This window comes from Chryseobacterium sp. MIQD13 (assembly GCF_050496705.1).
Taxonomy (GTDB): Bacteria; Bacteroidota; Bacteroidia; order Flavobacteriales; family Weeksellaceae; genus Chryseobacterium.
Genome location: NZ_JBNWAF010000003.1, coordinates 614,517 through 640,626 on the forward strand (window position 1 = coordinate 614,517; position 26,110 = coordinate 640,626).

Genomic DNA, 26,110 nt, shown 5'->3' on the forward strand with positions numbered 1-26,110 from the left:
TAATGGTCTTTATATAAATTTAATAAAAGATCTCAGGATCATTTAAGTTTTTTCAGACTGTTTAAAGTCACAGTTTCCTCACACTTTTCAAAGGTGATTTCATAAGAAGGATTCTTCTCAGGATATGTCAAAACATAGTCAGGACAAGGTTTTTTCTGCGCATGACTTCTATCGAAATCTACTTTTCCTTTGGTAAGGATACTGTCTTTTACAAATTTTTCATCAATCTTATAAGTGCTCATTCCGTTTTTGAAGTCTTCGGAATATTTGAATTCTTTAGACAGGGTTTCTGCAATCACGCGGCTGTTGGGAAGATATCCGCTGCAGCTTGCCCCTTTTTTGTTTAAAATAAAAAATACAAGGATCAGCCCCGGAATAAGGCCTATTAAATAGAATTTAAGTTTTTTCATTAGAAAATTAAAAGATTGATATCGTGGTAGGTAAGTCCGAAACGGTCACAGATCACTTTTTTGGTATGTCTTCCTTTATACATGTATAAGCTCTGTTTCATTTCGTTTTTGCGGATCAGCATATTCTCAAAACCGCCTTCTTCGTCATAATTCAGAATATAGGAAAGGAAGAAATTGGAGATTGCTTTTGTCGTGGTTCTCGGCATTCTTGAAGTAAGGTTCGGAAGGCCGCAGTGAATTACTCCGTGTTTGATGACGTAAGGGTTGTCCATTGTCGTAAGCTCGGAAGTTTCAATCACCTTTCCATTGTCTATGGTAATATCAATGATGACACTGCCTTTTTTCATTTTCGCGACCATTTCTTCAGTAACGATCGGGGTCATATTTAATCTTGGAAGCGCGCCGATAACAACATCTGCACGTCTCAGTGCTTTGCTTAATTCTTTCGGATCAATAATAGAAGTCGGAACACGGCTGTCTACAAGAGTATGAAGTCTTCTCAGCTTTGAAAGCGAGTTATCAAAAACCCTTACACTGGCTCCAAGTCCAATGGCTGCTTTTGTAGCAAATTCACCTACAATTCCAGCTCCTAAAACAACAACTTCTGCAGGTCTTACTCCTGTGATTCCCCCCAGCATTAAACCATTTGATAATGCAAGAAGTTCTGATGCATATAAAATAGAAACGGTACCTGCAATTTCACCTACCAGTCTTACCAAAGCAAGCTGCTTATACTCATCTACAATAAATTCAAAAGCGATGGCGTTGATTTTCCTCTCTGCAAGCTTTAAAAAATAATCTTTATCTCTCAAATTGATCTGAAGAGCAGAAACCAGATAAGTATTAGGCTTCATATAATCAATCTCTTCTTCTGTAGGAGGATTAACCTTTAAGATAAGATCCTGTCCGAAAGCTTCTTTGGGATCATTGGTGATCCTGGCTCCGGATTCCGAATACTGCAGATCTGTAAAAAAAGAACCTTCTCCGGCACCTGCTTCTATAATGAGCTCGTGGCCATGTTCTACAAGAACCTGTACTGCGTCCGGAGTAATGCAGGTTCTCCTTTCATTAAGACAGGTTTCCTTAGGAATTCCAATACTGAACTGTTTTCCTTTTTTTATAACCTCCAACTTTTCTTCCTTCGGCATCAATTCTTCTTCAGTAAAAGGAGTGAAAATATTTGTGGTACTCATTCTTTAATTAAATTAGGTCTTACAGGTTGTTATTTTACATTGAATCAATAAGCAAAGATACATAATATTTACTCGAATGAAATTTCTCTTTCATCGCCGGTATTCACGATACTCATTGTGTGGTAGTTAAGCCCGTAGAGCTCTTCTTCGTATACTTCCGGCCATTCTATGATACATAAAAAAGCGTTATCCAGATATTCTTCAATACCGATATCGTACACCTCTTCAATATTTTTCAAACGGTAAAGATCAAAATGATAAACTTTTCCTTTGGGTGTATTGTACTCATTGACGATGGAATAAGTAGGAGAGTTTACTTCATCACTGCTTCCCAGATTTTTCAGAAGAAACTGGGTGAAGGTAGTTTTACCGGCACCAAGATTTCCTTTTAAAAGAAGGATAGTATGCTTTAAATCAGGAATAATCTGATCTACGATTTCCTGCCAGTCTTCTATTGTTTTGATTTTAAAATCCATACTAATTATAGTTTAATGTACTGTTTCTTGCTTCTTTAGTGAGTAAACCGTTTTCTATATAAAAATTTAGCTGATCTGATATTTGCAAAAGTTCCCGTGGATGATTAATCTGGAAGAAACATTTTTTTTCCAGATTGTTTAAAAGTCTTATTTTAAGTGTGTTATTACAGCCTTGCGAAAACATTCCGTCAAAAGCATTGTGAAAAATGTAGCGGCCTTTATGATCATTTTGGATGATTTCAACATACTTCAAATCTTTAATAAGGAAAACTTCGTTATTAATGGTTATTTTTTCTTTTTCAAAGATAAGTTTTCCTTCAATTTTACCTTTTAGTTGTTCCGGAAACCAGATATTTATCATATATCCTAAAAAGCCGACCATCATTGGAGTAAAAACAACCCAGGACAACCAGCCGGGAATCTGTTTTTCAGGAATTTTTAAAATATATAATATAAAAAGCATAGAAATCAATGAAATGAATATTAAAATCCAAATTATCCTCGATCTTGTCCAGACAAATTTTTTAGAAGGATTATAGATATTAAATGTTTTGTAATCGTTGGTCATTGAAAGTATCAAGATTTTATCTAAATATAAACACCAAAAATAAGGTTTTGACAGAAAATTATGGCTTTTTTGAACATTTAAATTTAACATTGAAAAACTAATTTCTTAATTTTACATCATGATTTCCAAACAGACCATAGATAAAATTTTCTCAACGATACGGGTAGAAGAAATTGTAGGGGAGTACGTTCAGCTGAAAAGAGCAGGGTCTAATTTCAAAGGGCTCAGCCCTTTCCATGAGGAAAAATCACCGAGTTTCGTTGTTTCACCAAGCAAGCAGATCTGGAAAGATTTTTCAACGGGAAAAGGAGGAACTGCTATTTCCTTTCTCATGGAGATCGAGAATTTTACTTATCCTGAAGCACTTCGTCACGCTGCTAAAAAATACGGAATCGAAATTGAAGAAGATCAGCGCGAATTTTCGGAAGAAGCAAAGAATGCACAGACTGAAAAAGATCAGTTGTATAAAATTCATGAGGTTGCCAACTCATATTATCAGGACATTCTTTGGGATTCGGAAGAAGGAAGAAATATTGGTTTGGCTTACTTCAAAGAACGTGAGCTGAAAGATGATATCATAAGAAAATTCCAGCTTGGATATTCACCGGAGAAGAAAAATGCTTTTACAGTTTATGCTGAAGAAAAAGGATATACAAAGGAAATCCTTGAGAAATCCGGACTCTCCATATTTCCGGAAAATACACCTTCCGGAATAGACCGTTTCAGAGAAAGGGTTATTTTTCCGATTCACAGTTTTTCGGGAAGGGTTTTAGGTTTCGGAGCCAGAATCCTTAAAAATAATGTAAAGACAGCCAAATACCTGAACTCTCCGGAAACGGAAATATATCATAAATCCAATGTTCTTTATGGTTTAAACCAGAGTAAGCAGGCCATTTCACGGAAAAATATCTGTCTTCTTGTAGAAGGTTATATGGACGTTATTGCACTTCATATGGCCGGAATAGAGAATGTTGTGGCAAGTTCAGGAACATCTTTAACAACGGAACAGATTAAGCTGATCAAAAGGCTTACGGAAAATGTAACGATTCTTTTTGATGGTGATAATGCAGGAATAAAAGCCAGTTTCAGAAGTATTGATATGCTTCTTACCGAAGGCATGAACATTCGTGTCCTGTTATTTCCCGATGGTGATGATCCGGATTCTTTTTCCAGAAAACATCCTCAGGAATATGTTGAAAAATTCATCGAAAATGAAGCGAAGGATTTTATTGATTTTAAGGCGGAAATTCTTTTACGGGAAGTAGGAAATGACCCCATCAAAAAGGCTGAAGCGATCCGTGATATCGTAAAATCTGTAGGCTTTGTCCAGAATGCTTTAAAAAGAGAAGTTTATCTTAAAGAAGTTTCCAATAAATTCGGACTGTCTGAGCAGAGCCTTTTTAATGAGCTGGATGTTCAGAAGCAGATCACACAGAACCAGAACCAGCACGTTCAGCAGCAGAAAGAAAAAACAGTTCAGTCTAAACTGGAAATAGTACCATTGGATGAGGAGAAAGAAGATCCTTATCTATATGATGTCCTGTTTATGGAAAGTAAGCTGGTCGATCATATGCTGATGTTTGGAGATATCATTTTGAAAAGAAGGAATGAAAAAAACGAGGAATATCAAATCACTGTTATTGAAGAAATTCTGCTGCATTTTGAGGAAGAGCAGTATAGTTTTTTAGTGAAAGGCAATGAAATTATTATCAATCAGGTAAAAGAAGGTATCCAAAAAGATGAGCTGAGAAGCGGGAATTTTTTTGTGACCTTTATGGATGAAGAGATCACCAGCAAAGTGGTAGACGCATTGATGCCTCTGGATGAGCTGGAAAACTGGGGTTCCAGAAATATTTATCCTCCCAATTACGGCGACAAAATTGCAGAACAGGTACAGGGTGATGTATTGCTGCATAAATACAGATATATTGATTATTTAATCAAAGAAACCGCCAGACAGCTGGATCAATACAGTGGCACCGATGAAACAAAATACTACGAACTGATCAAAAAAATAACCCTGCTGAAACAGGCCTCCATCAGATTGAGTAATATTATTGAGTATTCACCGATCAAGGGAATTTATATAGACAGAAAAAGATAGATTTACAGACATACCGTTGATCATCAGTCAGGTATTCTGTGACAAAAAGTCCTATAAAAATTTAGGAATAAAAGTTGTAATTTAAACTTCGAAAAAAAATATTTAATAATACATAATAGAAATATGGACATTAAAAAAGACTTCAGAGATTTCTCTGTAAAACATTTAGGAAACAGCGGTCTGGTTACCGATCAGTATATGGGAATGTACGGCCCAACGAATCTTACGCCGTACATCATGGAGGAAAGAAGATTGAACGTTGCACAGATGGACGTATTTTCACGTCTGATGATGGACAGAATTATCTTTCTGGGAACAGGAATTGACGATCAGGTTGCCAATATCGTAACAGCACAGCTTTTATTCCTTGAAAGTGCAGACCCGTCGAAAGATATCCAGATCTACATCAACTCTCCGGGAGGTAGCGTTTATGCAGGTTTAGGGATCTATGATACAATGCAGATTATTAAGCCTGACGTAGCAACAATTTGTACAGGAATGGCAGCTTCAATGGGAGCAGTTTTACTTGTAGCAGGTGAAAAAGGAAAGCGTTCTGCACTTAAGCATTCAAGAGTAATGATTCACCAGCCTTCAGGAGGTGCTCAGGGAGTAGCTTCAGATATGGAGATCAACTTGAGAGAAATGCTGAAATTAAAGCAGGAGCTTTACGAAATCATCGGACACCACTCAGGACAAACTTATGAGTGGGTAGAGAAATCATCAGACAGAGATTACTGGATGACTTCTGAAGAAGCAAAAGGCTACGGAATGGTAGACGAAGTTTTACAGAGATCCACAGAGAAAAAATAATTTCCTTTTCTGGAATATTGAAAAACGTGCCGATGAGGTGCGTTTTTTTATTTTAACCACAAAAGACACAAAAATTTTTTAACACTTTAGTTATTTTTGAAGTTTAAAAGTTTGAAAATAGAAGATCACCTAAGTTCCATGAAAATCTCTGATTTTCATAATGAATGACAAAAATTCGTCGGATCAGAATTCCCCTCCTTTGGAGGGGTGGCAAAAATTTTTAAATTTTTGACGGGGTGGTTTACAAACGCATTATAAAGCCCATTGTTAAAGCACAATTATTATTAAGTTCAGGATCAGTTTACAATCAATGTATACTTTCGGGGCATAAAAGTAAATATGAAAAAACTGCTCTTATCAGCTATACTGCTTACGGCAATCGTGTCATGCAAGGATGATGACAATATGAATAATCAGGATGCCAATTATGGCAAGCTTCCGCAGGAATTTCCTTTCTCCAAATTAGCAACAGTTAATGGAGTGGATGTTATTAATGGAGGATTTGGTTCCGGTGCAGCAGCCCATCCTACCAGAAAAGGTGAATTCTATGTAATTACCGATCGTGGTCCGAATACTGATTACCTGAACGGGAAAAAGTTTCCGGCTCCTGATTTTACCCCTACCATTATGCATTTTAAGATCAATGCAGAAGGAAATATTGAGGTCATCAAATATATTAAACTGAAAAATCCTTCCGGGCAGCCAATCACCGGTCTTCCGAATCCGGCAGGAATGGGCAGTACAGGAGAAACAGCCTATGATTCGTCAGGAAATGTTTTAGGAACGGATAACTATGGCCTTGATAGTGAAAGTATTGTAGCTGCGGCAGACGGGACATTTTGGGTTTCTGATGAATACGGACCGCACATTGTTCACTATAATGCAGAAGGAGTAGAATTGGAAAGAATAAGTCCGATAGGTATTAATACAGGATCAAGAAAATTGCCTGCTGTTCTGGCTAAAAGAAGAGCTAATAGAGGAATGGAAGGATTGTGTATCACTCCGGATGGTAAAACCCTGGTAGGAACCATACAGTCTACAATGTATGTGCCTGCAAAAGCTCTGGCAACAAATACAACCTTAACAAGAATTGTCACTTTCGATATTGCAACAGGACAAACGAAACAATATCTGTATAAACAGAATGGCGGGGCTTCAGATTCTGTATGTGATATTACAGCCATCAGTAATACAGAATTTCTGGTGATTGAAAGGGACGGGAATTTCGGATCACAGGGTGGAAGTAAAAAAGTATACAGAATCAATATATCAGGAGCTTCAGATGTGAACGGAACTGATATTTCAGCCGTTGACGGAATGAAGATCAATAACAAAGCTCTTGAACAGTCTACCTGGGATGAAATAACAAATGTTGGAATAAAACCTGTTTCAAAAGTTTTAGCTGTAGATCTGGTAGCAAAACTAGGATACGAGCATGATAAATTTGAAGGAATCGTTTATTTAGGAAACAATAAAATAGCGGTTTTCAACGATGACGATTTTGGAATTTTAGATGATGGAAACGGAAATCCTAAAGCAAAGATCCTTCCTAAAACTGGAAAAGTAGATAAAGGAACAATGTACGTAGTCGATATTCAATAATTAGATTTTTTAAGAAAACGGCGGCCTCGAAGAGGCCGCCGTTTTTAATCATATATTATTTGAATAAACTCAGTAGAAATAGTCTTTAGCTCATTCAATAAAGGTATAACTCTATCGGTTTCAGCCAAAACTTAAGAATTAAATCCCTCAATAATTTTAGAGAAATCCTCCAGTTTTAAAGCTGCACCTCCAATCAGTCCACCATCAATATCCGGCTGAGAGAAAATTTCCTTAGCATTATCCGGCTTCACAGAACCTCCGTAAAGGATAGAAACCTCGTCAGCTACTTCCTGTCCATATTTTGCAGCAATGATGCTTCTGATGTGTGCATGAATTTCCTGAGCCTGTTCCGGAGTAGCAGTTTCTCCTGTTCCGATAGCCCAAACTGGCTCGTAAGCAATTACCACCTTTTTAATCTCTTCAGCAGAAAGTGTGAAAAGGGCAACTTCGGTCTGATTTTTTACCACTTCAAAATGCTGTCCCGCTTTTCTTTGCTCAAGTGTTTCACCGTTACAGTATACAGGAATCAGACCTTTATCAAGAGCTAATTTGATCTTTCTGTTACAGTGAGAATCTGTTTCACCATGATACTGTCTTCTTTCAGAGTGCCCGATCAGTGAACCTGTTACATCAATAGATTCCAGCATATCTGCAGAAAGTTCTCCGGTATACGCACCACTTTCATGTTCGCTCATATCCTGGGAAAATACACCGATTTCATCTTTTTCGAAGATATCTTTTGCCATCATTAAATATAAAGAAGGTGGTGCAATCCATACTTCGCAGTTGGTGGTGTTATTATTTTTATAACTCAGTAATTGAATCATTAACTGTTGTGCGTCAATGACATTTTTGTTCATTTTCCAGTTTCCTGCAACTATTTTTCTTCTCATAGTTTTTATTAAAAAGTTATTGATTGATATGTTTTCTTGTGGTTTATGCTAAATTCCACAGATTTTTCAAAAGCTTGTAAAAAGTATGCTCTTCATCAGTCACCTTATTGTCAGCTTTGATAAGTGTTTTGGCAAATTCTGCAAACTTCACGCGCTCTTCCTCCGTAGAATCATCATGGAAACATCTTGCATGGAATTCAAAATGGTCTTTCCATTCCTCAGGCTGCAAAAGAGCCAGTGTTTCCAGTTCATTGTCAAGATTCATTCTGAACGGAAATTCGTCTGCCATATATTGCTGAATCAGCATTCCTTCCTCAGGGGCAAACTCTCCGTCCACAGAAGAAAGGATCATAAGCAGATGATAACCGGCGATTGATTTATTTGATTTTTGCATTTGTAAATGTATGTTTTAAGTTTAGTGTTTAGATTTGACAATCATTTTCCTACCTGATATAATCTTTTGCAGGCTGCTTATCTACAATTTTCCCTTTCTCCAGTATCAGAATAAATGGATTGCTTCTCGCAATAGTTTTGATTGCTGTTCCGTCCATCATGGCATTTTTAATGGTTTTAAAGGTATTCGGATCAGTAGAAATACCATAGATAGCTGCACCTTTCTGCGCATTAACTTTAGCTTCAACTTTCTGCAAAAGTTCTGCAGAAACCTCTTTTGGATGATAAGAGAAGATCAGTACAGCTTTTGGAGCATTAATGATTTCATTTGTAATATCAATGCCTGTAGGATCTTCGATTTTAAATTTCACAATTTCAGATTTATAACCTTCTTTTGTCAGTACAGATTCATTCTTTCCTTCCTCTATTTTCCATGGAGAACCTTCCGCCCAGTATTTCGTTTCTTTGATATAATCATCCTGATTTATCTTTAAAACCTCTCCTGTTTTCTGATTTTTAAGGGAGTAAAAAGTTTTGTATTCAGAAGGATTTTTATTGATTTTTTCCTTTTCGGTTTTTATATTGGTTCCGATCTTATAATCACGGAAATCAATCAGAGGTTCATGCATAATTCCCTGCGCCATAATGTACACCATGATTAGTGAGAAAAGTCCTAAAATATAGTATCTCACCTTACCTGAAGACTCTTTTGCAGTACCTCCATAGGCATCCTTTTTACTGAATTCTTTTCTGTAAAGAATAAACAGGATAATAAGGGCGATAAGAAGCACAATATCTTTAATAAAACTCTGCCAAGGGGTAAACTTCACGGCATCTCCAAAACATCCGCAGTCTGTTACCACATTGAAATAAGCCGAGTAAAATGTAAGGAACCCAAAAAAGATACAAAGGGCAATTAACGCCGAAAGAGTAAACTTAAGCTTCAGTTTCAGCAGCAGCATAAATCCTAAGAAAAGCTCCAGTACAACCACAATGATCGAGAACAGAAGCGCAAATTTTTCAAGGAACGGCATATTGAAAACCGGTGGCGCAAAATATTCCTCCATTTTGAAAGAAAATCCTACCAGATCCACAGCCTTCACAAAGCCTGAAAGAATGAAGATAACAGCAATAATAAAGCGTAATAAACCTTTGATCATATGATTTTATTTTTGAGGTTCGGAAATATTTTCTTTTTCAGAGAACTTGATCAGGCAGAAAACAGCATAGTTCAGCATATCGAAATAATTCGCATCCAGTCCTTCAGACACAATTGTTTTCCCCTGATTGTCTTCAATCTGCTTCGTTCTCAGTACTTTCTGGTAAATAAGATCGGTAATGGAAGAAATTCTCATATCCCTCCATGCCTCACCATAATCGTGATTCTTTTTTTCCATTAAAGCCTGGGCTTTATGAGAATATTTGTCGTAAAGACTCAGAATTTCCTCTTTATTTTCATTAAAATCATTGGAAAACCCTTTCTCAAGCTGGATAAGTCCGATGATAGAATAATTTACAATTGCAATGAATTCATCCTCTTCACTTTCATCCACCATTTTTTTATCAGTCATCTGCAGGGTACGGATCCTGTTTACTTTGATATAAATCTGATCTGTAATTGAACTGGGTCTTAAAACCCTCCATGCTGCACCGTAATCCTGCAGTTTTTTGCTGAATAGGTCACGGCACTCACTGATAACTTTCCCGAACTGTACTGATGTTTTTGACATAAATTCTCTTAATCTTCCAAATATACGAATTAGGTTTTAGGTAGCAGGAATCAGGAATTGATTTTTGTCAGAGTTTAAGGCTTTTGGGGTAGGAGGGTGTGTGAGTTTGAGAATCGGTGGGTGGGTTGCTGGTTGTCAGTTGCTGGTCATAAATTTTAAAAGTAAGAGATTTTTTCAACTATTACTGATAACAGTCACCTGTTACCTGTTACCTGTCAACAAGTAACACATTCCACAATAAACCTTAATTTTGCAGAATATAAAGATCACTTATCAATCATTATTCATCAATTATCATATGCTCTCAAACTCTCAAACTCTTCAATCTTCTAGCTCCTCAACTTACTCCATTAACTGTAATGGTAGATTAGTGGTACTGGATACTCCCAAGATTATGGGTATCCTGAATCTTACCCCGGATTCCTTTTCAGATGGTGGAAAGTTTAATAGTGAAAAATCAGCTTTACAACATGCTGAAAAGCTTTTAAAGGACGGAGCTGAAATTATTGACATCGGGCCGCAGTCTACACGTCCCAACGCTGAATTTTTGAGTAGTAAAGACGAAATAGAAAGGATTGGAAATACAGTTTCCCGGATCAGAAAAGAATTTCCGGAGGCATTGATCTCTCTTGATACATTCTACTCTGAAACTGTAAAATTTGGATTCAATGAGGGAATCGATATGATCAATGATATTTCAGGCGGGCAGTATGATAACAGAATGTTCGATACCGTAGCTGAAACGAAGCTTCCCTACATTTTGATGCATGTAAATCCATCTTATGAAACAATGCATGACAAAATAAAGTTTGAAGACATCACATTGGAAGTCAACCGCTATTTTTCCAAAAAGACAGCCGAGCTTTTTCAGAAAGGTGTGAAAGATATCATTTTAGATCCCGGTTTCGGTTTCGGAAAAACAGTGGAAGACCAGATGAAAATGATTGATGAAACAGAGTATTTAGGTTTTGGGAAATTTCCTTTATTAATAGGCATTTCAAGAAAATCATTTATCTATAAACCGCTTGGTAAATCTCCTTTGGACATCAATGAAGAAACACAGAAACTTCATATAAAAGTTTTAGAGCAGGGGGCAAAAATTCTAAGAGTGCACGATGTTGCTGAAACAGCTGTAACGATCAGGCAGTTTTGTAAAAAAAATAAAAAATGTTAAAAAAACTTGCTCAGTATTAAAAAATCAATACATTTGCAGTATGAATTTTACGAATCAGAAAAATATTATTGTCATTTCTACTATTATTGTTGTAATTAACAACAGTAAAGAAGCGGCATTGTAAAATATTTTAAATTAAACTATATAAGCCGTTTCATATTTTGAAACGGCTTTTTTTATTTCAGGAATTATGTATCATTTGTTAACAGTAATTATTATCGTCATTATTATTCCCTTGCGTTGGTGAGAAGGATAGAGTATGACCGTACATATTTGAGCCCTCTCACATTGTGAGAGGGCTTTTTTTATTCCCTTTTATTAAATTTTAAACCCTATACAATGTATTACAGCGAAAAAACAATCGTGTATTTTGATGGAAACTTTTTAAAGGCTGAAGAAGCAGGAACGGATCTTTATGGACAATCTCTCCACTATGGTTATTCTGTTTTTGAAGGTATTAAATCTTACAAAACCGATCTTGGAACGAAGATCTTTAAAGCAGAAGAACATTACGAAAGACTGAAAAGATCAGCAGAACTTATGCATATCCCATTCGATTATTCAGTCAGTGAGCTTACAGATCTTACCTATGAACTTTTGGAACGTAACGGATTCAGTGATGCTTACATCCGCCCATTGGTAACCTGTTCCCCCAACATGTCTCTTTCCAAGGGAAAAAAATCTTACCTGTCCCTCCTTGCCTGGGAATGGAGCAACGGATATCTCGCAGATAAAATGAAGATTATGACCTCCGGTTTTCAACGCCCAAATCCTCAGGCTTTTAAAATAGAAGCCAAAGTAGGCGGCCATTACGTTAATTCTATTCTTGCCTGTCAGGATGCAAAAGACAAGGGCTATGATGAAGCCCTCTTACTTGATGAAAACGGATATGTTGCCGAAAGTTCAGGAGCCAATATATTCTATGAAAAGGACGGAACATTATTTACTCCTGCAAAAGGAAACATACTGCCCGGAATCACAAGACAGACCGTTTTTGAATTATGCAGTGAACTTAATATTCCTGTTAAGGAAACCTTCTTTAAACCGGAAGAAATGAGAGGGGCAGATGCTGCTTTTTTCTGTGGTACTGCAGCTGAAATTGTAGCGTTGGACTCTTTGGATGATGTTCCTTTCACTAAAGACTGGAAAGATACATCAAGTGAAAAGATACAGCAGGCCTATCAGAAATTGGTAAGAAGTTCTGTTATTGTAAATTTAAGTGATATAAGTATTTAATTATCAAATTGATATGTCGTTTTTTCAAACAATTGAATATTGTAGTTTTCATAAAAGTGAAAATGAAAAAAATATGACAAGCTGTAGTTTTGGGCCAAAATTAAGCTAAAACTTCATTTATGAATTTCGGAAAAATTATCATACCGGGAGATGTAAGAACAACAAATGCAGGATAATATGTTAAATAAATATTCAAAAACATTCACACAGAACAGAGAACAGCCAGCAGCAAAAGCAATGCTTTATGGAATAGGCTTTACAGAAGAAGATATGCACAAGGCCCAGATTGGTATTGCCAGTATGGGATATGATGGAAATACCTGCAATATGCATCTCAACGATCTTGCTAAAGTAGTTAAAAAAGGCACTTGGGATCATGGCCTTGCTGGATTGATATTCAATACGATAGGAGTGAGTGACGGGATGAGCAATGGTACAGATGGTATGCGGTATTCACTGGTAAGCCGTGACGTTATTGCAGACAGCATCGAAGCCATTTGCGGGGCACAGTATTACGACGGAATCATTGCATTGCCGGGCTGTGACAAGAATATGCCGGGAACCATTATCGCTATGGGAAGACTGAACAGACCGTCCATTATGGTATATGGTGGAACTATAGCTCCGGGATGCTACAAAAACGAGCCGCTAAATATTGTTTCAGCTTTTGAAGCTTTAGGGAAAAAAATTGCCGGAGAAATTTCAGAAGAAGACTTCAATGGAGTGATTAAAAATTCCTGTCCCGGAGCAGGGGCCTGTGGAGGAATGTATACTGCCAATACCATGTCCTCAGCTATAGAAGCACTGGGAATGAGTCTTCCATATTCATCTTCCAATCCTGCACTGAGTCCGGAAAAACAGAGTGAGTGCCTTGAAGCAGGAAAGTATATTAAAATATTGCTGGAGAAAGACATCAAACCTTCGGACATTATGACCCGTAAGGCTTTTGAAAATGCCCTTCGCCTGATTGTTATTTTAGGAGGTAGTACCAATGCTGTTCTTCATTTCATAGCAATGGCAAAAAGTGTCGGTGTTTCTTTAACACAGGATGATTTTCAGAAGATGAGTGATTGTACTCCTGTATTGGCAGATCTTAAACCAAGCGGAAAATATCTGATGCAGGACCTTCATGAACACGGAGGAACGCCAGCTGTAATGAAATATCTGCTTGAAGAAGATTTACTGCATGGCGACTGTTTAACAGTTACCGGGAAAACCATTGCTGAAAATCTTGAAAATGTTCCCGGTCTGGATTTTACAAAACAGAAGATTATCAGACCCTTATCAAATCCTATCAAAGAAACGGGACATTTGAGAATCCTGTACGGAAACCTTGCAGAGAAGGGAAGTGTAGCCAAGATTACAGGAAAAGAAGGCGAAAAGTTTTCGGGAACAGCCAGAGTATTTGACGGAGAAAAAGACCTGATCAGAGGAATTGAAAACGGAAGAGTTCAGCACGGAGACGTTATTGTAATCCGGCACGAAGGACCCAAAGGAGCTCCCGGAATGCCTGAGATGCTGAAACCTACCAGCGCCCTGATAGGGGCAGGCCTAGGCGGAAGTGTTGCCTTAATTACCGATGGAAGATTCAGTGGCGGAACTCATGGCTTTGTGGTAGGGCACATTACTCCCGAAGCGTATGAAGGAGGTCTGATCGCTTTTGTAAAAGACAACGACCTCATTGAAATTGATGCGGTAAATAATACCATCCAGTTGAAAGTCTCCCAAGAAGAAATTGAACAAAGAAAAAAAGGATGGCAAAAACCTGAACTTAAAATAAAGAAAGGGCTGCTGTACAAATACGCACTCACAGTTTCATCAGCTGCCGAAGGTTGTGTAACAGATGAAATCACTTAATAAAAAATATAATGAAGAATCTAAATGTATCCATAGAAACAGAAATTAGCGGAAGCCGGATCATCCTTGAAGCATTTCTTCAGGAAGGGGTAAAAACAATATTCGGATATCCGGGAGGAGCCATTATCCCGATTTATGATGCCCTTTACGATTATAAAGATCAGCTGGAACATATTCTGGTGCGTCATGAGCAGGGAGCTGTTCACGCTGCACAGGGACTGGCAAGAGTTTCGGGAGAAGTAGGAGTGGTTCTGGCTACCAGCGGGCCCGGAGCAACCAATCTGGTGACAGGACTAGCAGATGCATTACTGGATAATACTCCTGTTGTTTGCATCACAGGACAGGTTTTTGAGCATCTTTTAGGAACTGATGCCTTTCAGGAAATAGATGTGATGAATGTTACCAGCCCTGTCACTAAATGGAATTATCAGGTAACCGATGCCGAAGAGCTCCCCGAAGTATTGGCCAAAGCATTCTATATCGCAAGATCAGGAAGACCCGGACCGGTATTGATAGACGTTACGAAAAACGCTCAGCTGCAAAAAGTTTTGGATAGAGGATATACACCTTGTGATTCTTTGAGAAGCTACAGACCTGATCCGGTTCCCAACACAGAAAATATTGAAAAGGCAGCGGCTCTGATCAATAACGCAGAAAGGCCGTTCATCATTGCAGGACAGGGAATTATGTTGGGAAAAGCAGAAAAACAGTTTCTGCAGTTTGCTGAAAAATCAGGAATTCCCGTAGCATGGACTGTATTGGGAATGAGTACGATTCCCACAGATCACCCGCAGGCAGTAGGAATGGTAGGAATGCACGGAAATTACGGGCCTAATATCCTTACCAATGAATGTGATGTTCTGGTTGCAATCGGGATGCGTTTTGATGACCGTGTGACCGGAAGACTGGATCAATATGCCAGACAGGCTAAAATCATCCATCTGGATATTGACAAAGCAGAGATCAATAAAAATGTAAAAGTTGATGTCCCGGTTTTGGGAAACTGTAAAGAAACATTGCCTCTTCTTACACAACTGATAGAGTCAAAAGAACATACGGACTGGCATCAAAAGTTTAAAGACTGTTATGAAATAGAACATCATAAACTGATAAGCGAAGAACTGTATCCCTCAGAAGGAGAAATTACAATGGGTGAAGTAATCCGCTACCTGAATGAAATGACAAAGGGAGAAGCTGTAATTGTTACTGATGTAGGGCAACATCAAATGGCTGCATGCAGATATTCAAGCTTTAAACATTCCCGAAGTAATATTACCAGCGGTGGATTGGGTACAATGGGATTTTGTCTCCCTGCTGCTATAGGAGCTGCTTATGGAGTAACAAACCGTCCTGTTATTGCGGTGATGGGGGATGGAGGAGCCCAGATGAATATTCAGGAATTGGGAACACTTATGCAGTATAAGCCTGATATCAAGATCCTGATTCTTAATAACTGTTATCTGGGAATGGTAAGACAGTGGCAGGAATTGTTTCATGAAGAAAGATATTCTTCGGTAGATATTCAGAGTCCGGATTTTGTACAGGTTGCCAAAGGATATAATATTCCGGGGAAAAAGGTAATTCAGAGGGAAGAACTGGAAGCAGGTCTTAATGAAATGTTTCATCATAAAGGAGCTTTCCTTCTGGAAGTAATGACAGGTAAAGAACATAATGTATTCCCGATGATTCCACAGGGGAAAAGTGTTTCAGAAATTGTGCTTACCAACAAAGTTTAAAATATAAAATAAGGAAAAGATGAAATCAGAAAACAAAGAATATACGATCACGGCTTACACAGAAGATTATCTGGGACTGATCGGCCGGATCAATGCTATTTTTTCAAGAAGAAGAGTCTCGATCGTGAATTTCAGTGCAGGACCTTCCGAAATAGAAAAAGTAAAAAAGTTTGTAATCGTTATCAGGGAAACGGAAGAATCCGTACAGAAGATTACCAGACAGATGGAAAAACAGGTAGATGTTCTGGAAGTTCATTATCACAGAAATCCATATCTGACAGCGATAGTACATGCAAGCTGATCAAATAATACAATCAAAAAATATTAATTAACAACAAATAAAAATTTAAAGAGATGGCAAAATTGAATTTTGGCGGAGTAGAAGAAAATGTAGTGACAAGAGAGGAATTTCCATTGCAGAAAGCCCAGGAAGTATTGAAAGATGAAGTAGTAGCCGTGATCGGATATGGAGTACAGGGACCGGGACAGGCGCTTAACCAGAAAGACAACGGAATCAGTGTCATTGTAGGCCAGAGGAAAAATTCAAAATCCTGGGACAAGGCAGTTGCAGACGGATTTGTTCCGGGAGAAACCCTGTTTGAAATAGAGGAAGCTTTGCAGAAAGGAACCATTATCTGTTATCTTTTAAGTGATGCTGCCCAGATCGAATACTGGCCAAAAGTAAAACAGCATCTTACTCCGGGAAAAGCATTATATTTCTCCCATGGTTTTGGAATCACTTTCAATGAACGCACAGGGATTGTTCCCCCCGATGATGTCGATGTTTTTCTGGTTGCCCCCAAAGGATCAGGAACTTCATTGAGAAGAATGTTTCTTCAGGATCGGGGATTGAACAGCAGTTTTGCGGTATATCAGGATGCTACAGGAAGAGCGAGAGAAAGAGTAACTGCACTGGGAATAGCTATAGGAAGCGGTTATTTATTTGAAACAGATTTTAAGAAAGAAGTATTCAGTGACCTTGCAGGAGAGAGAGGAACATTGATGGGTGCTGTACAGGGAATATTTGCGGCTCAGTATGATGTGCTGAGGAAAAATGGTCACAGCCCTTCTGAAGCATTTAATGAAACGGTGGAAGAATTGACTCAATCGTTAATGCCGCTGGTAGCAGAAAACGGAATGGACTGGATGTATGCAAACTGTAGTACCACAGCTCAAAGAGGTGCTTTAGATTGGTGGAAACGTTTCAGAGATGCTACTTCTCCTTTGTTTGAGGAATTGTATGACAGTGTTGCGAAAGGAAATGAAGCCCAGCGATCTATTGACAGCAACAGCAAGGCCGATTACAGGGAAAAACTGGAAGTGGAGCTGACAGAATTGAGAGAAAGTGAAATGTGGAGAGCTGGCAAAACCGTCCGTAGTTTGAGACCGGAAAACAATTAATTTAATATAAATGATGAAAAAAAAGTATCCTTCAGGTTTGGTTAATGTCTATAATGCTGCCGAAAGGCTCAAAAATGTAATCGTAAGAACACCTTTGGCTGTAAATAATAATCTTTCCGGAGTTTATGATGCCAAAATAAACTTTAAAAGGGAAGATCTGCAAAGGGTGAGATCTTACAAAATCAGGGGGGCTTACAATAAAATGGCTGTAATGTCTCCTGAAAGCCTTGCAAAAGGTGTAGTCTGCGCCAGCGCAGGAAATCACGCCCAGGGAGTTGCTTTTGCATGCAATACCATGAAGGTGAAAGGAACTATTTTTATGCCTTTACCTACTCCGGGACAAAAACTGGAGCAGGTGAAAATGTTCGGAGGCGATTATATAGATGTTGTGCTTTACGGGGATACTTTTGATGAAGCAAAAGATGCCGCAGTGAAATTTTGTAAAGATCATGAAGGAATATTTATTCATCCCTTTGATGATCAGGATATTATTGATGGCCAGGCTACGGCAGCGCTGGAAATCCTTGAGCAGTCGGAGGAACCTATTGATTATCTTTTTGTTCCTATAGGCGGCGGAGGTCTGGCTGCCGGAGTCTGTACAGTATTCCGGGAACTGTCTCCAGAGACAAAGATCATAGGAGTAGAACCTTCTGCCGCGGCCAGTATGAAAAAAGCACTGGAAAAAGGAAAACCGGTGCTTCTTGAGAAAATCAGCCGTTTTGTGGATGGGGCTGCTGTACAGAAAATTGGGGATCTCAATTTTGAACTCTGCAAAAATATATTGCATGATATGGCTGTAGTGGATGAAGGGATGGTATGCGAAACCATTCTTTCACTTTACAATAAAGATGCTATAGTCGTAGAACCCGCGGGGGCTCTTTCAGTAACTGCGTTGGAAAAATACAGAGATCAGATCAAGGGAAAGAATGTAGTATGTATTATCAGCGGAAGCAATAATGATATTACCCGTATGGAGGAGATCAAAGAAAAAGCTCTTCTGCATGCAGGCTTAAAACATTATTTTCTTGTAAGATTTGCCCAACGTCCGGGAGCTTTGAAAACATTTGTTATGAATGTTCTTGGACCTAATGATGATATTACTACTTTTGAATACACTCAAAAAAACTCAAAAGAAAAAGGAATAGCTGTTGTAGGGATTGTTCTGAAGCAGAGTCAGGATTTTGATCCGCTGCTCAATAATATGAAGAAATATGATTTTTTCGTCACTTATCTGAATAATGATCCGTCTATGATGAATCTGTTTACCTGAAATGTATTGATAGGTAATGGATATATTTCGGATTTACCGAAAGTTTCCAGGTCTTGAATTTTTTATTCTTTTGTTTCAAGGCAAAAAAATAAAATAATAATCAGAGATTGCTTCGTCGCTACGCTCCTCGCAATGACAAAAAAATAGGTTCGGCGGCCCATTCGGGCCGCCGAACCTTTATCTCTCAAGCGTAAAATTAGAAATAACTTTCGGACGTTCAGCCTCATTGGCTACTTTCCAGGATGTTCTGTACATCCATTCCGTCATTTTATACAGCTTTTTGTAATTGATATTCTCAGATTGATCCTGAGGAGTATGATACTGATCGTGCAGTACACTCGTAAAAAACACTGCCGGAATCCCAATTTTTGCATATGGCAGGTGATCGCTTCTGAAATAGAAATATTCAGCATGCTTTGGAGAATCCCAGTCTTTCAGATACTTGAATTTTGTACTTTCATTATTGGCTTCCTCAGCCATTTTTACAAGCTCTTCAGAATTTTTATGGGGTGTATTTCCTCCAAGGAGAGCAGCTTCATTATTGTCATTTCTTCCGATCATATCACCGTTCAGAACGGCAACAATCTTTTCTTTGGGAACTACGGGATGAGCAGCATGCCATCTGGAACCCAGTAATCCTCTTTCTTCAGCTCCGTGAAAAACAAACAGGATGCTTCTTTTTCCCGGCTGCTTCTTATAAGCTCTGGCCATAGCAAGCATAGCGACACAGGTACTGGCATTATCATCAGCGCCGTTGTAGATGGTGTCATTTTTTACAGGATGCCTGATTCCGTCATGATCCTGATGTCCGCTTAGTAAAACATATTCATCTTTAAGTTGGGGATCAGTGCCTTCAATCTTTCCAATGATATTTACGGAAGGATATTTGTAGGTTTCTGTCATCAGATTAAGAGAAACTTTAGGATTATTCTTTACCCAGTTTGTATTTTCTCTTTTGATCCATAGAACAGGGATATTATTCGTTATTTTTTCTCTCAGGCCTTCAACGCCATAGGTTCCTCTTGTCATTTGGGGAAGAACTTCCACCCAGCTTTTCTCAGAAGTATCGTCGGTAATGAAAATAATTGCTTTTGCTCCCAATTCAAAGGCTTTATTGTAATATTTAGTTCTTACAAAACCGGGATATCTTCTTACGAAAAGAGTCATTTCTTTCTCTATATTTTTGTCGGAAACGTTAATGGCAAGAACTTTACCCTTGAGATTCAATTTAGAAAGTTCTTCAGGTTCTGTGTTTCCTGCATAAACAATCTCTGCATCAATGGAGGCGTTTACAGGCTCAGCTACCAGAAAATCTTTCCAGAGCTTAAGATCGGTACCGCCAATTTTTAAACTGCTCTGAGGTGTCACCTGATGTCTGTACATATCAAAAAACTGGAAAAAAGTTCCGTTATCCCCGGCAGGTTTCATTCCTGCTTCCTTTGCCTTGTCGGCAAGCCACATGGAAACTTTCAATTCGTCAAGAGTTCCGGCTTCACGGCCCCAGAACTGATCTGCAGCCAGTTCATACATATCCTTTCTAAGATCAGATTCCTTGATAGCAGAAACCAGTGGATTTTTATAGTTTTGGGCATTCCCGAAACTAAACAGAAGAAAACCCAGAATAGAGAATATATAACTTTTATTCATCTAAAATTTTTAATTGAAGTTAGCCAATTTATCTGAGAACTGTTTTGAAAATTCCTTTCTGTCTTCCTCCAGTTTTTCCTGTTCAGAAGGAAGGATATAATTGAAAAGGATTTTATCTTCATTATCAAGAAATATGATTTCCTTTTCATTGCCGTCGATCATCTGTGAGAAAATTGCCCACATCGAAGTGTCTTTTAATTTTAATAATTCAAAAAACTGTTCCGCTTTTATTTCTATTCTCTGCATGTTTCGTTTTTATTTATTTATGAATTTATGAGGTTGGTTAAAACTCTAATACTTTCAGTTTGAACTGGATGGCAAAATTCTGCTTGAAATTGGGAGTGGTATAATATCCTACTCTGTAGAATAGTCCCAAATTAAAATAGCTTGATAAGAAATTATTCCATTCAAGGCCGACTTCCTGATAAAGGTGATCCAGTTTTCTGAATTTAAAATCATGATATTCAGGATGCTTCATATCTCCGATGGTCCCTCTCAATACAAAATCAAAGCTGGAAATATTCTGCCCGAAACTTTTAAAATACAAAGGTAATTTATGGGTAAAATAATACGCAACGAATTTATCATTGTAATATTTTCCACCTTCCAGTGTTGCAAAACCAAGATATGAAGTAAGGTTGAAATTAAAATCCTTTCTCGGAGATGCCAGTCCGTTCATGGTAAAATGCTTCCAGATAGGAGCTTCCCCCAGTACCATTCCGCCATACAGCCTGAAGCCGGTAGTACCGAGCATTGTTTTAAAATTATGAACAAACAGGGCATCAAAACGGGTATAATTAAAATCTCCACCCAAAGCTTTGTAACTCTGCTCGTAGTTGAAATACAGCTCAGGATACTTCTGGTCAATGATAGATTTTCCCTGAGGTGTCATAATATTCGTAGAATTCGGGGAATATTTTAAAGTAAATAAAGTGTTGAAATTGTCAAATTCGCCGCCTTTTCCTCTGAACTCGTAATCAAACTTAGCTTCTTCAATATTCCTTTTTGCTGCAAAAACCAATGTAAGGCCATTCGTTATATCATTCAGATAAGATAAAGAAGCCCCCCGGAAATGGTAATATTTATCATTGTTAAGGTTATTTCCGTAATTCATCATCCTCATTTTGAAATTCCATAGTCTTCTGTAAAACTCTCCCGATGCCGTTACATCATCATAATATTCTGCCCTGAAAAAAGAGTTTTTATCAAGACTGGTTTTAATGTCAAGACCAATTCCATATTTCCACTTATCATCCTTAAAACCGTAGGCGAAATAATAATCCGGTGAAAAATAAGGATTGAAAGTTTCATTCAGTTTTGCCTTTAAACCTAATCTGAAACCTTCATACAGGTTATAATTTACAATTTCATCCACTGCAAAATCTACGATTCCCATGCGGATCTGTCCGTTGATAAGACCTGTCAGTATTTTCGCTTTACTGTCGATATTATATTTTTTGCCAAGACTGTCTATAGTGGTATATGTATTACTTTCCCTTTCCGTCAGAGGATCGGTCCTGTATTGATCCAGAAGCCGTCCGTCAGCATTTTTTACAGAAAATGTATAGCCTTTAAAATCATTTCGGTTTTCCTCAATAGGCGATTTGAAATCAAAATAAGTGGAAGTGAGGAAAGCATAGGTCCCGAAACTGGTTCTGTCTTTCTTTTCATGATGCTCTTCTGTTTTTACCTTGTCATCCTCTTCCATGGCCACTCTGCTCATCCTTAGCTTCACCTTTTCCTGAGCCAGAAACCATTTGTTATTATAAAACACCCAGGTACTTGTAATGATACCGTCGTTTTTGCTCTTGCTGAAGTTTTCAATCTTCTGGATTCCGTAAGTTTCCATGTCAACGTAGATTGCTCCATTGTATTTCCTTTTCTTGTCCTGTTTTTTGTAATTCACTTCCCGGAAACGGATCACGAAAGTTTTTCTTCCATTCACTTCTATGGTATCCGAAAGGAAAAAACGGTAAAGTCCTCTGTTTTCCTGTTTGATCTGGTTCGGAATTTTATCACGGTTACTTTGCTGGATAGCAATCATTTCATAAATGGGTTGCTTAAGACCGGAAATCCTGTTGTCAAGAATATTGATCTTTTCACCATATTGTCTGGAATATAAAAATTCCTGAGCCCTTTCCCAGAGGAAGAGCTTGCTTTTTGAAAAGATCTGTTTTGCTGAAATATCATTTAACGAATCTTTCTCCCTTTTTTTCTTGAAGAAATTAGAATCATTAAAAAATTGATTGAACTGGCTAATACTGTCCTGATCTATATCCAGAGAAACTTTTTCATAAGATTTAAAGGAATAGGACTCTAAGCTTTTCGGTGAATTTTCCCTGAACATCCTGTTGACTTTCTTAAGAATCTCTAAAGCTCTCGGATCGCTGCGGTCTTCAATGACAACCGTTTCAATATCAGTTGTTTTTGATACTTTTTTCAGCATTGAAACTTCCATATCAGCTTCTATCAGCGCTGTTTCTTTCTGGTATTTTTCTGCCTGAATTTCAATAGTTCTGCATGCTGCTTTAAATTCCAGACTGCCCTGAATATCGGTAAAGCCTAAAACTTTTCCGTCACAGGATATTTTCGCATTGGATATTGGTTTTTGGTCGGTTTCGTCAATAACCCTGATCCTTGATTGGGCGTAACCAAAGAAATACATTAATAAAAACAGTAAAACTAAAAACCTTTTCATGCAAAAACTAGATCAAAAGTAATAATATTTCTTGTGTTGAGAAAGTTTTTATGATTTGTTAATACATTGATTTAATCTAAATTTTTGATAGAAAAAATATAGAAAAAACTCCCGAAGATCTCGGGAGTTGAATGTTTATTATAAAGAATGATTAATCCTAAATAGTTAAAGCTTTTTGGTAAGCATTTTCCAAACCGTCAAGGTTTTTACCGCCAGCTGTTGCAAAACCTGGGTTTCCGCCGCCGCCGCCCTGGATTTCTTTTGCCAGATCTTTTACAATAGTTCCTGCCTGATAATCTGCTGCCAGATCATCAGAAACACCTACTGTGATCATTGGTTTTCCGTCTGCATCAGAAAGAATAATCGTTACCGAAGCTGGAATCTCTCTTTTCAGCTGGAAAACAATATCTTTTACAGAACCGGCATCCAGAGAAGTTTTCTTCACCAGTAACTGTTTGTTCCCTTTCTGCTCGTAAGCATTTTTCCATTCACCGATTTCTCCTTTTGCTTTTTCTTTTTTGAATCCTTCAACTTCAGCTTTTAATGAAGCATTTTCTTCAATCAGCTTTTCAATGGATTTTACAACGTCTTTTGATTTCAGCAATTGAGAAAGCTCGGTAATCTGGTTTTCTAAATTTTTGAAATATTCATCAGATTTATCTCCGGAAATTGCTTCAATTCTTCTGATCCCTGCTGCTGCAGAACCTTCAGAAACAATCTTGAAATGACCGATCTCAATGGTATTTTTTACGTGAGTTCCACCGCAAAGTTCCTTAGAGCTTCCAAACTGGATCATTCTCACATTGTCACCGTATTTTTCACCGAACAAAGCCATAGCTCCCTTATCCAAAGCTTCCTGAATAGGAATGCTTCTGAATTCCTGTAAAGCAATACTTTCCTTGATCTTATGATTTACTTTTTCTTCTACCAGAGCCAGTTCTTCCTCGGTCATTTTGTTGAAATGAGAGAAGTCGAAACGAAGGTAATCAGGACCAACATAAGAACCTTTCTGCTCAACGTGAGTTCCCAGAACTTCTCTTAACGCTTCATGTAAAAGGTGGGTTACAGAGTGGTTAGCCTGTGAATTTTTTCTGTCAGCTGCATCCACTTTAGCATAGAATACAGCTCCTGCATCTTTCGGAAGACCGTTGATTAAAGAAATAATCAGTCCGTTCTCTTTTTTGGTTTCTAAAACTTCAAAATTTTCAGTTGCATTTTCCAGAACTCCTTTATCTCCAACCTGACCTCCGCCTTCTGGATAGAAAGGGGAGTTGCTCAATACCACCTGGTAAAATTCCCCGTCTTTATTTTCTACTTTTCTGTATCTTGTAATATAGGTTTCAGCTTCAATCTGGTCATAGCCTACAAAGTTTTCACTTCTTTCCTCTAAAGTTACCCAGTCGTAAACTTTTTGTGCAGAATCAGCTTTTGAACGGAGCTTCTGTTTTTCCATTTCTGCTTTAAATCCGTCTTGATCAATCGTCAGACCTTTTTCTTCAGCAATAATTCTCGTTAAATCATCAGGGAATCCGTAAGTATCATATAATTCAAAAACTTCCTCACTTGGCAATACTTTTGAATTATCGGCAATAGTCTGCTGAATTAATTTTTCAACTCTGATCAATCCGTTTTCAATCGTTTTTAGGAATGAATCTTCCTCACTTTTGATTACTTCAGCAACCAGTTTTCCCTGCTTTTCAATCTCAGGGAAGAAAGGCCCCATCTGCTCCTGAAGCACAGCAACAAGTTTGTAAAGGAAAGGTTCTTTCATACCAAGGAATCTGTAAGAATATGAAATTCCTCTTCTTAAAATCCTTCTGATTACATAACCTGCACCACCGTTTGAAGGAAGCTGCCCGTCTGCAATAGCAAAAGCAACCGCTCTGATGTGATCTACCACAACACGGATCGCAATATCTTTTTCGTCTTCTAAAATTCCGGTATATTTTTTACCTGAAAGTTCTTCCACTTTGGCAATAAGCGGTGTGAAAACGTCTGTATCATAATTGGAAGACTTTCCCTGAAGCGCCATACAAAGACGTTCAAAGCCCATTCCTGTATCCACATGCTGTGCAGGAAGTTTTTCAAGAGATTTATCTGCTTTTCTGTTGAATTCCATGAAAACCAGGTTCCATACTTCCACTACCTGAGGATGGTCGTTGTTTACCAGATCAAGTCCGGAAACTTTAGCTTTTTCCTCTTCACTTCTTAAATCAACGTGAATTTCTGAGCAAGGTCCGCAAGGTCCGCTTTCACCCATTTCCCAGAAATTGTCTTTTTTGTTTCCGTTGATGATTCTGTCTTCCGAAATATGAGATTTCCAGAAATCGTAAGCATCCTGATCTCTTTCAAGATTTTCAGAAGCATCACCTTCAAAAATGGTTACATATAAATTTTCTTTTGGAATCCCGAATACTTCAGTCAGCAATTCCCAGGCAAAAGCAATAGCATCTTTTTTGAAATAATCACCGAAAGACCAGTTCCCCAACATTTCAAACATGGTATGGTGGTAAGTATCTCTACCTACATCATCCAGATCGTTATGTTTCCCGGAAACTCTCAGACATTTCTGTGTATCGGCAATTCTAGGGGCCGTAGGTGTTTTGTAGCCTAAGAAAAAATCCTTAAACTGCGTCATTCCGGAGTTGGAAAACATAAGGGTAGGGTCGTCTTTCAGCACAATAGGAGCTGAAGGAACGATAAGGTGGTCTTTACTTTTAAAATAATCTAAAAATTTTTGACGTATCTCTTGTGATGTCATAGTATTGCTTTGCTTTTAAAACTATCAGATTTTTGATAAGATGCAAATTTAATGTTTTTAGGTGATTTGTAATAATTTTATGCTATGTTTTGAATGGTGCCGGATACAGCTTATTAAAAGTAAAAACAAAATGTAAAGAAGTTTGCTTACA

At 37.9% G+C, this 26,110-nt stretch carries 22 protein-coding genes; 10 read left to right on the forward strand and 12 right to left on the reverse strand.

Translation table 11 applies throughout. The features are described 5' to 3' along the window. Positions 1-38: 38 nt before the first annotated feature. The 4 genes from ACQWU4_RS15195 to ACQWU4_RS15210 all read right to left on the reverse strand — a co-directional run bounded on the left by ACQWU4_RS15195 (position 39) and on the right by ACQWU4_RS15210 (position 2,542). Positions 39-410: a hypothetical protein gene (locus ACQWU4_RS15195; RefSeq protein WP_429936591.1), complete on the reverse strand. Its 372-nt coding sequence runs from the start codon at positions 408-410 to the stop codon at positions 39-41. After that, the gene (locus tag ACQWU4_RS15200) at positions 410-1,603 is read right to left on the reverse strand and encodes an alanine dehydrogenase (RefSeq protein ID WP_429936592.1); all 1,194 of its coding nucleotides are present in this window, start codon (positions 1,601-1,603) and stop codon (positions 410-412) included. The genes ACQWU4_RS15195 and ACQWU4_RS15200 overlap by 1 nt, the downstream gene beginning before the upstream one ends. A 68-nt stretch (positions 1,604-1,671) precedes the next feature. Continuing rightward, entirely contained in the window at positions 1,672-2,079 is a 408-nt protein-coding gene (gene tsaE / locus ACQWU4_RS15205; RefSeq protein ID WP_429936593.1) for a tRNA (adenosine(37)-N6)-threonylcarbamoyltransferase complex ATPase subunit type 1 TsaE, read from the reverse strand. Between the two features lies 1 nt (position 2,080). Continuing rightward, positions 2,081-2,542, reverse strand: a complete 462-nt coding sequence (locus ACQWU4_RS15210; RefSeq protein ID WP_429936594.1) for a hypothetical protein — start codon at positions 2,540-2,542, stop codon at positions 2,081-2,083. A 223-nt stretch (positions 2,543-2,765) separates the two neighbouring features. Between ACQWU4_RS15210 and dnaG the strand changes: the two genes are divergently transcribed. From dnaG to ACQWU4_RS15225, 3 genes are all read left to right on the forward strand, one after another. Then, a complete protein-coding gene (dnaG, locus tag ACQWU4_RS15215) occupies positions 2,766-4,751 on the forward strand; it encodes a DNA primase (RefSeq protein WP_429936595.1) in 1,986 nt (661 codons plus the stop codon). A 123-nt stretch (positions 4,752-4,874) separates the two neighbouring features. Further along, positions 4,875-5,561 (forward strand): ATP-dependent Clp endopeptidase proteolytic subunit ClpP, encoded by a 687-nt coding sequence (gene clpP / locus ACQWU4_RS15220; protein ID WP_047487818.1) that lies wholly within the window; start codon positions 4,875-4,877, stop codon positions 5,559-5,561. Between the two features lie 339 nt (positions 5,562-5,900). Continuing rightward, positions 5,901-7,163 (forward strand): esterase-like activity of phytase family protein, encoded by a 1,263-nt coding sequence (locus tag ACQWU4_RS15225; protein WP_429936596.1) that lies wholly within the window; start codon positions 5,901-5,903, stop codon positions 7,161-7,163. A 131-nt stretch (positions 7,164-7,294) separates the two neighbouring features. Here ACQWU4_RS15225 and tpiA read toward each other — a convergent pair whose 3' ends face one another. From tpiA to ACQWU4_RS15245, 4 genes are read right to left on the reverse strand one after another with little or no spacing between them, the layout of a single operon-like run. Further along, positions 7,295-8,056 (reverse strand): triose-phosphate isomerase, encoded by a 762-nt coding sequence (tpiA, locus tag ACQWU4_RS15230; protein WP_429936597.1) that lies wholly within the window; start codon positions 8,054-8,056, stop codon positions 7,295-7,297. A 43-nt stretch (positions 8,057-8,099) separates the two neighbouring features. Next, positions 8,100-8,450, reverse strand: a complete 351-nt coding sequence (locus ACQWU4_RS15235) for a TerB family tellurite resistance protein (protein ID WP_429936598.1) — start codon at positions 8,448-8,450, stop codon at positions 8,100-8,102. A gap of 49 nt (positions 8,451-8,499) precedes the next feature. Then, the gene (locus ACQWU4_RS15240) at positions 8,500-9,609 is read right to left on the reverse strand and encodes a BT_3928 family protein (RefSeq protein WP_429936599.1); all 1,110 of its coding nucleotides are present in this window, start codon (positions 9,607-9,609) and stop codon (positions 8,500-8,502) included. Between the two features lie 6 nt (positions 9,610-9,615). Further along, positions 9,616-10,179 carry a DUF1599 domain-containing protein gene (locus ACQWU4_RS15245; protein WP_429936600.1) on the reverse strand — a complete coding sequence of 188 codons (564 nt, stop codon included), beginning with the start codon at positions 10,177-10,179 and terminating at the stop codon, positions 9,616-9,618. 394 nt (positions 10,180-10,573) lie between these two features. Here ACQWU4_RS15245 and folP point away from each other — a divergent pair, with 394 nt between their 5' ends. From folP to ilvA, 7 genes are all read left to right on the forward strand, one after another. Continuing rightward, a complete protein-coding gene (folP, locus tag ACQWU4_RS15250; RefSeq protein WP_429936953.1) occupies positions 10,574-11,353 on the forward strand; it encodes a dihydropteroate synthase in 780 nt (259 codons plus the stop codon). A 339-nt stretch (positions 11,354-11,692) separates the two neighbouring features. Continuing rightward, positions 11,693-12,589: a branched-chain-amino-acid transaminase gene (ilvE, locus tag ACQWU4_RS15255; RefSeq protein ID WP_429936601.1), complete on the forward strand. Its 897-nt coding sequence runs from the start codon at positions 11,693-11,695 to the stop codon at positions 12,587-12,589. 177 nt (positions 12,590-12,766) lie between these two features. Then, positions 12,767-14,446, forward strand: a complete 1,680-nt coding sequence (gene ilvD, locus ACQWU4_RS15260; protein ID WP_429936602.1) for a dihydroxy-acid dehydratase — start codon at positions 12,767-12,769, stop codon at positions 14,444-14,446. An 11-nt stretch (positions 14,447-14,457) separates the two neighbouring features. Next, positions 14,458-16,182 carry a biosynthetic-type acetolactate synthase large subunit gene (ilvB, locus tag ACQWU4_RS15265; RefSeq protein ID WP_429936603.1) on the forward strand — a complete coding sequence of 575 codons (1,725 nt, stop codon included), beginning with the start codon at positions 14,458-14,460 and terminating at the stop codon, positions 16,180-16,182. A 19-nt stretch (positions 16,183-16,201) separates the two neighbouring features. Further along, positions 16,202-16,483: an ACT domain-containing protein gene (locus tag ACQWU4_RS15270; RefSeq protein ID WP_429936604.1), complete on the forward strand. Its 282-nt coding sequence runs from the start codon at positions 16,202-16,204 to the stop codon at positions 16,481-16,483. Positions 16,484-16,536: 53 nt separating this feature from the next. Further along, positions 16,537-17,583 (forward strand): ketol-acid reductoisomerase, encoded by a 1,047-nt coding sequence (gene ilvC / locus ACQWU4_RS15275; RefSeq protein WP_429936605.1) that lies wholly within the window; start codon positions 16,537-16,539, stop codon positions 17,581-17,583. Positions 17,584-17,593: 10 nt separating this feature from the next. Beyond that, on the forward strand, positions 17,594-18,853 hold the full coding sequence (gene ilvA, locus ACQWU4_RS15280) for a threonine ammonia-lyase IlvA (protein WP_429936606.1): 1,260 nt from the start codon (positions 17,594-17,596) through the stop codon (positions 18,851-18,853). Between the two features lie 177 nt (positions 18,854-19,030). On the opposite strand, the gene ACQWU4_RS15285 is transcribed toward ilvA, so the two are convergent. The 4 genes from ACQWU4_RS15285 to alaS form a co-directional block, all read right to left on the reverse strand. After that, positions 19,031-20,500, reverse strand: coding sequence for a M20/M25/M40 family metallo-hydrolase (locus tag ACQWU4_RS15285; RefSeq protein ID WP_429936607.1), 1,470 nt, complete (start codon positions 20,498-20,500; stop codon positions 19,031-19,033). 9 nt (positions 20,501-20,509) lie between these two features. After that, positions 20,510-20,746 (reverse strand): hypothetical protein, encoded by a 237-nt coding sequence (locus ACQWU4_RS15290; protein ID WP_429936608.1) that lies wholly within the window; start codon positions 20,744-20,746, stop codon positions 20,510-20,512. Between the two features lie 37 nt (positions 20,747-20,783). Further along, entirely contained in the window at positions 20,784-23,198 is a 2,415-nt protein-coding gene (locus ACQWU4_RS15295; RefSeq protein ID WP_429936609.1) for a hypothetical protein, read from the reverse strand. 157 nt (positions 23,199-23,355) lie between these two features. Beyond that, a complete protein-coding gene (gene alaS / locus ACQWU4_RS15300) occupies positions 23,356-25,959 on the reverse strand; it encodes an alanine--tRNA ligase (RefSeq protein ID WP_429936610.1) in 2,604 nt (867 codons plus the stop codon). Between the last annotated feature and the right edge of the window lie 151 nt (positions 25,960-26,110).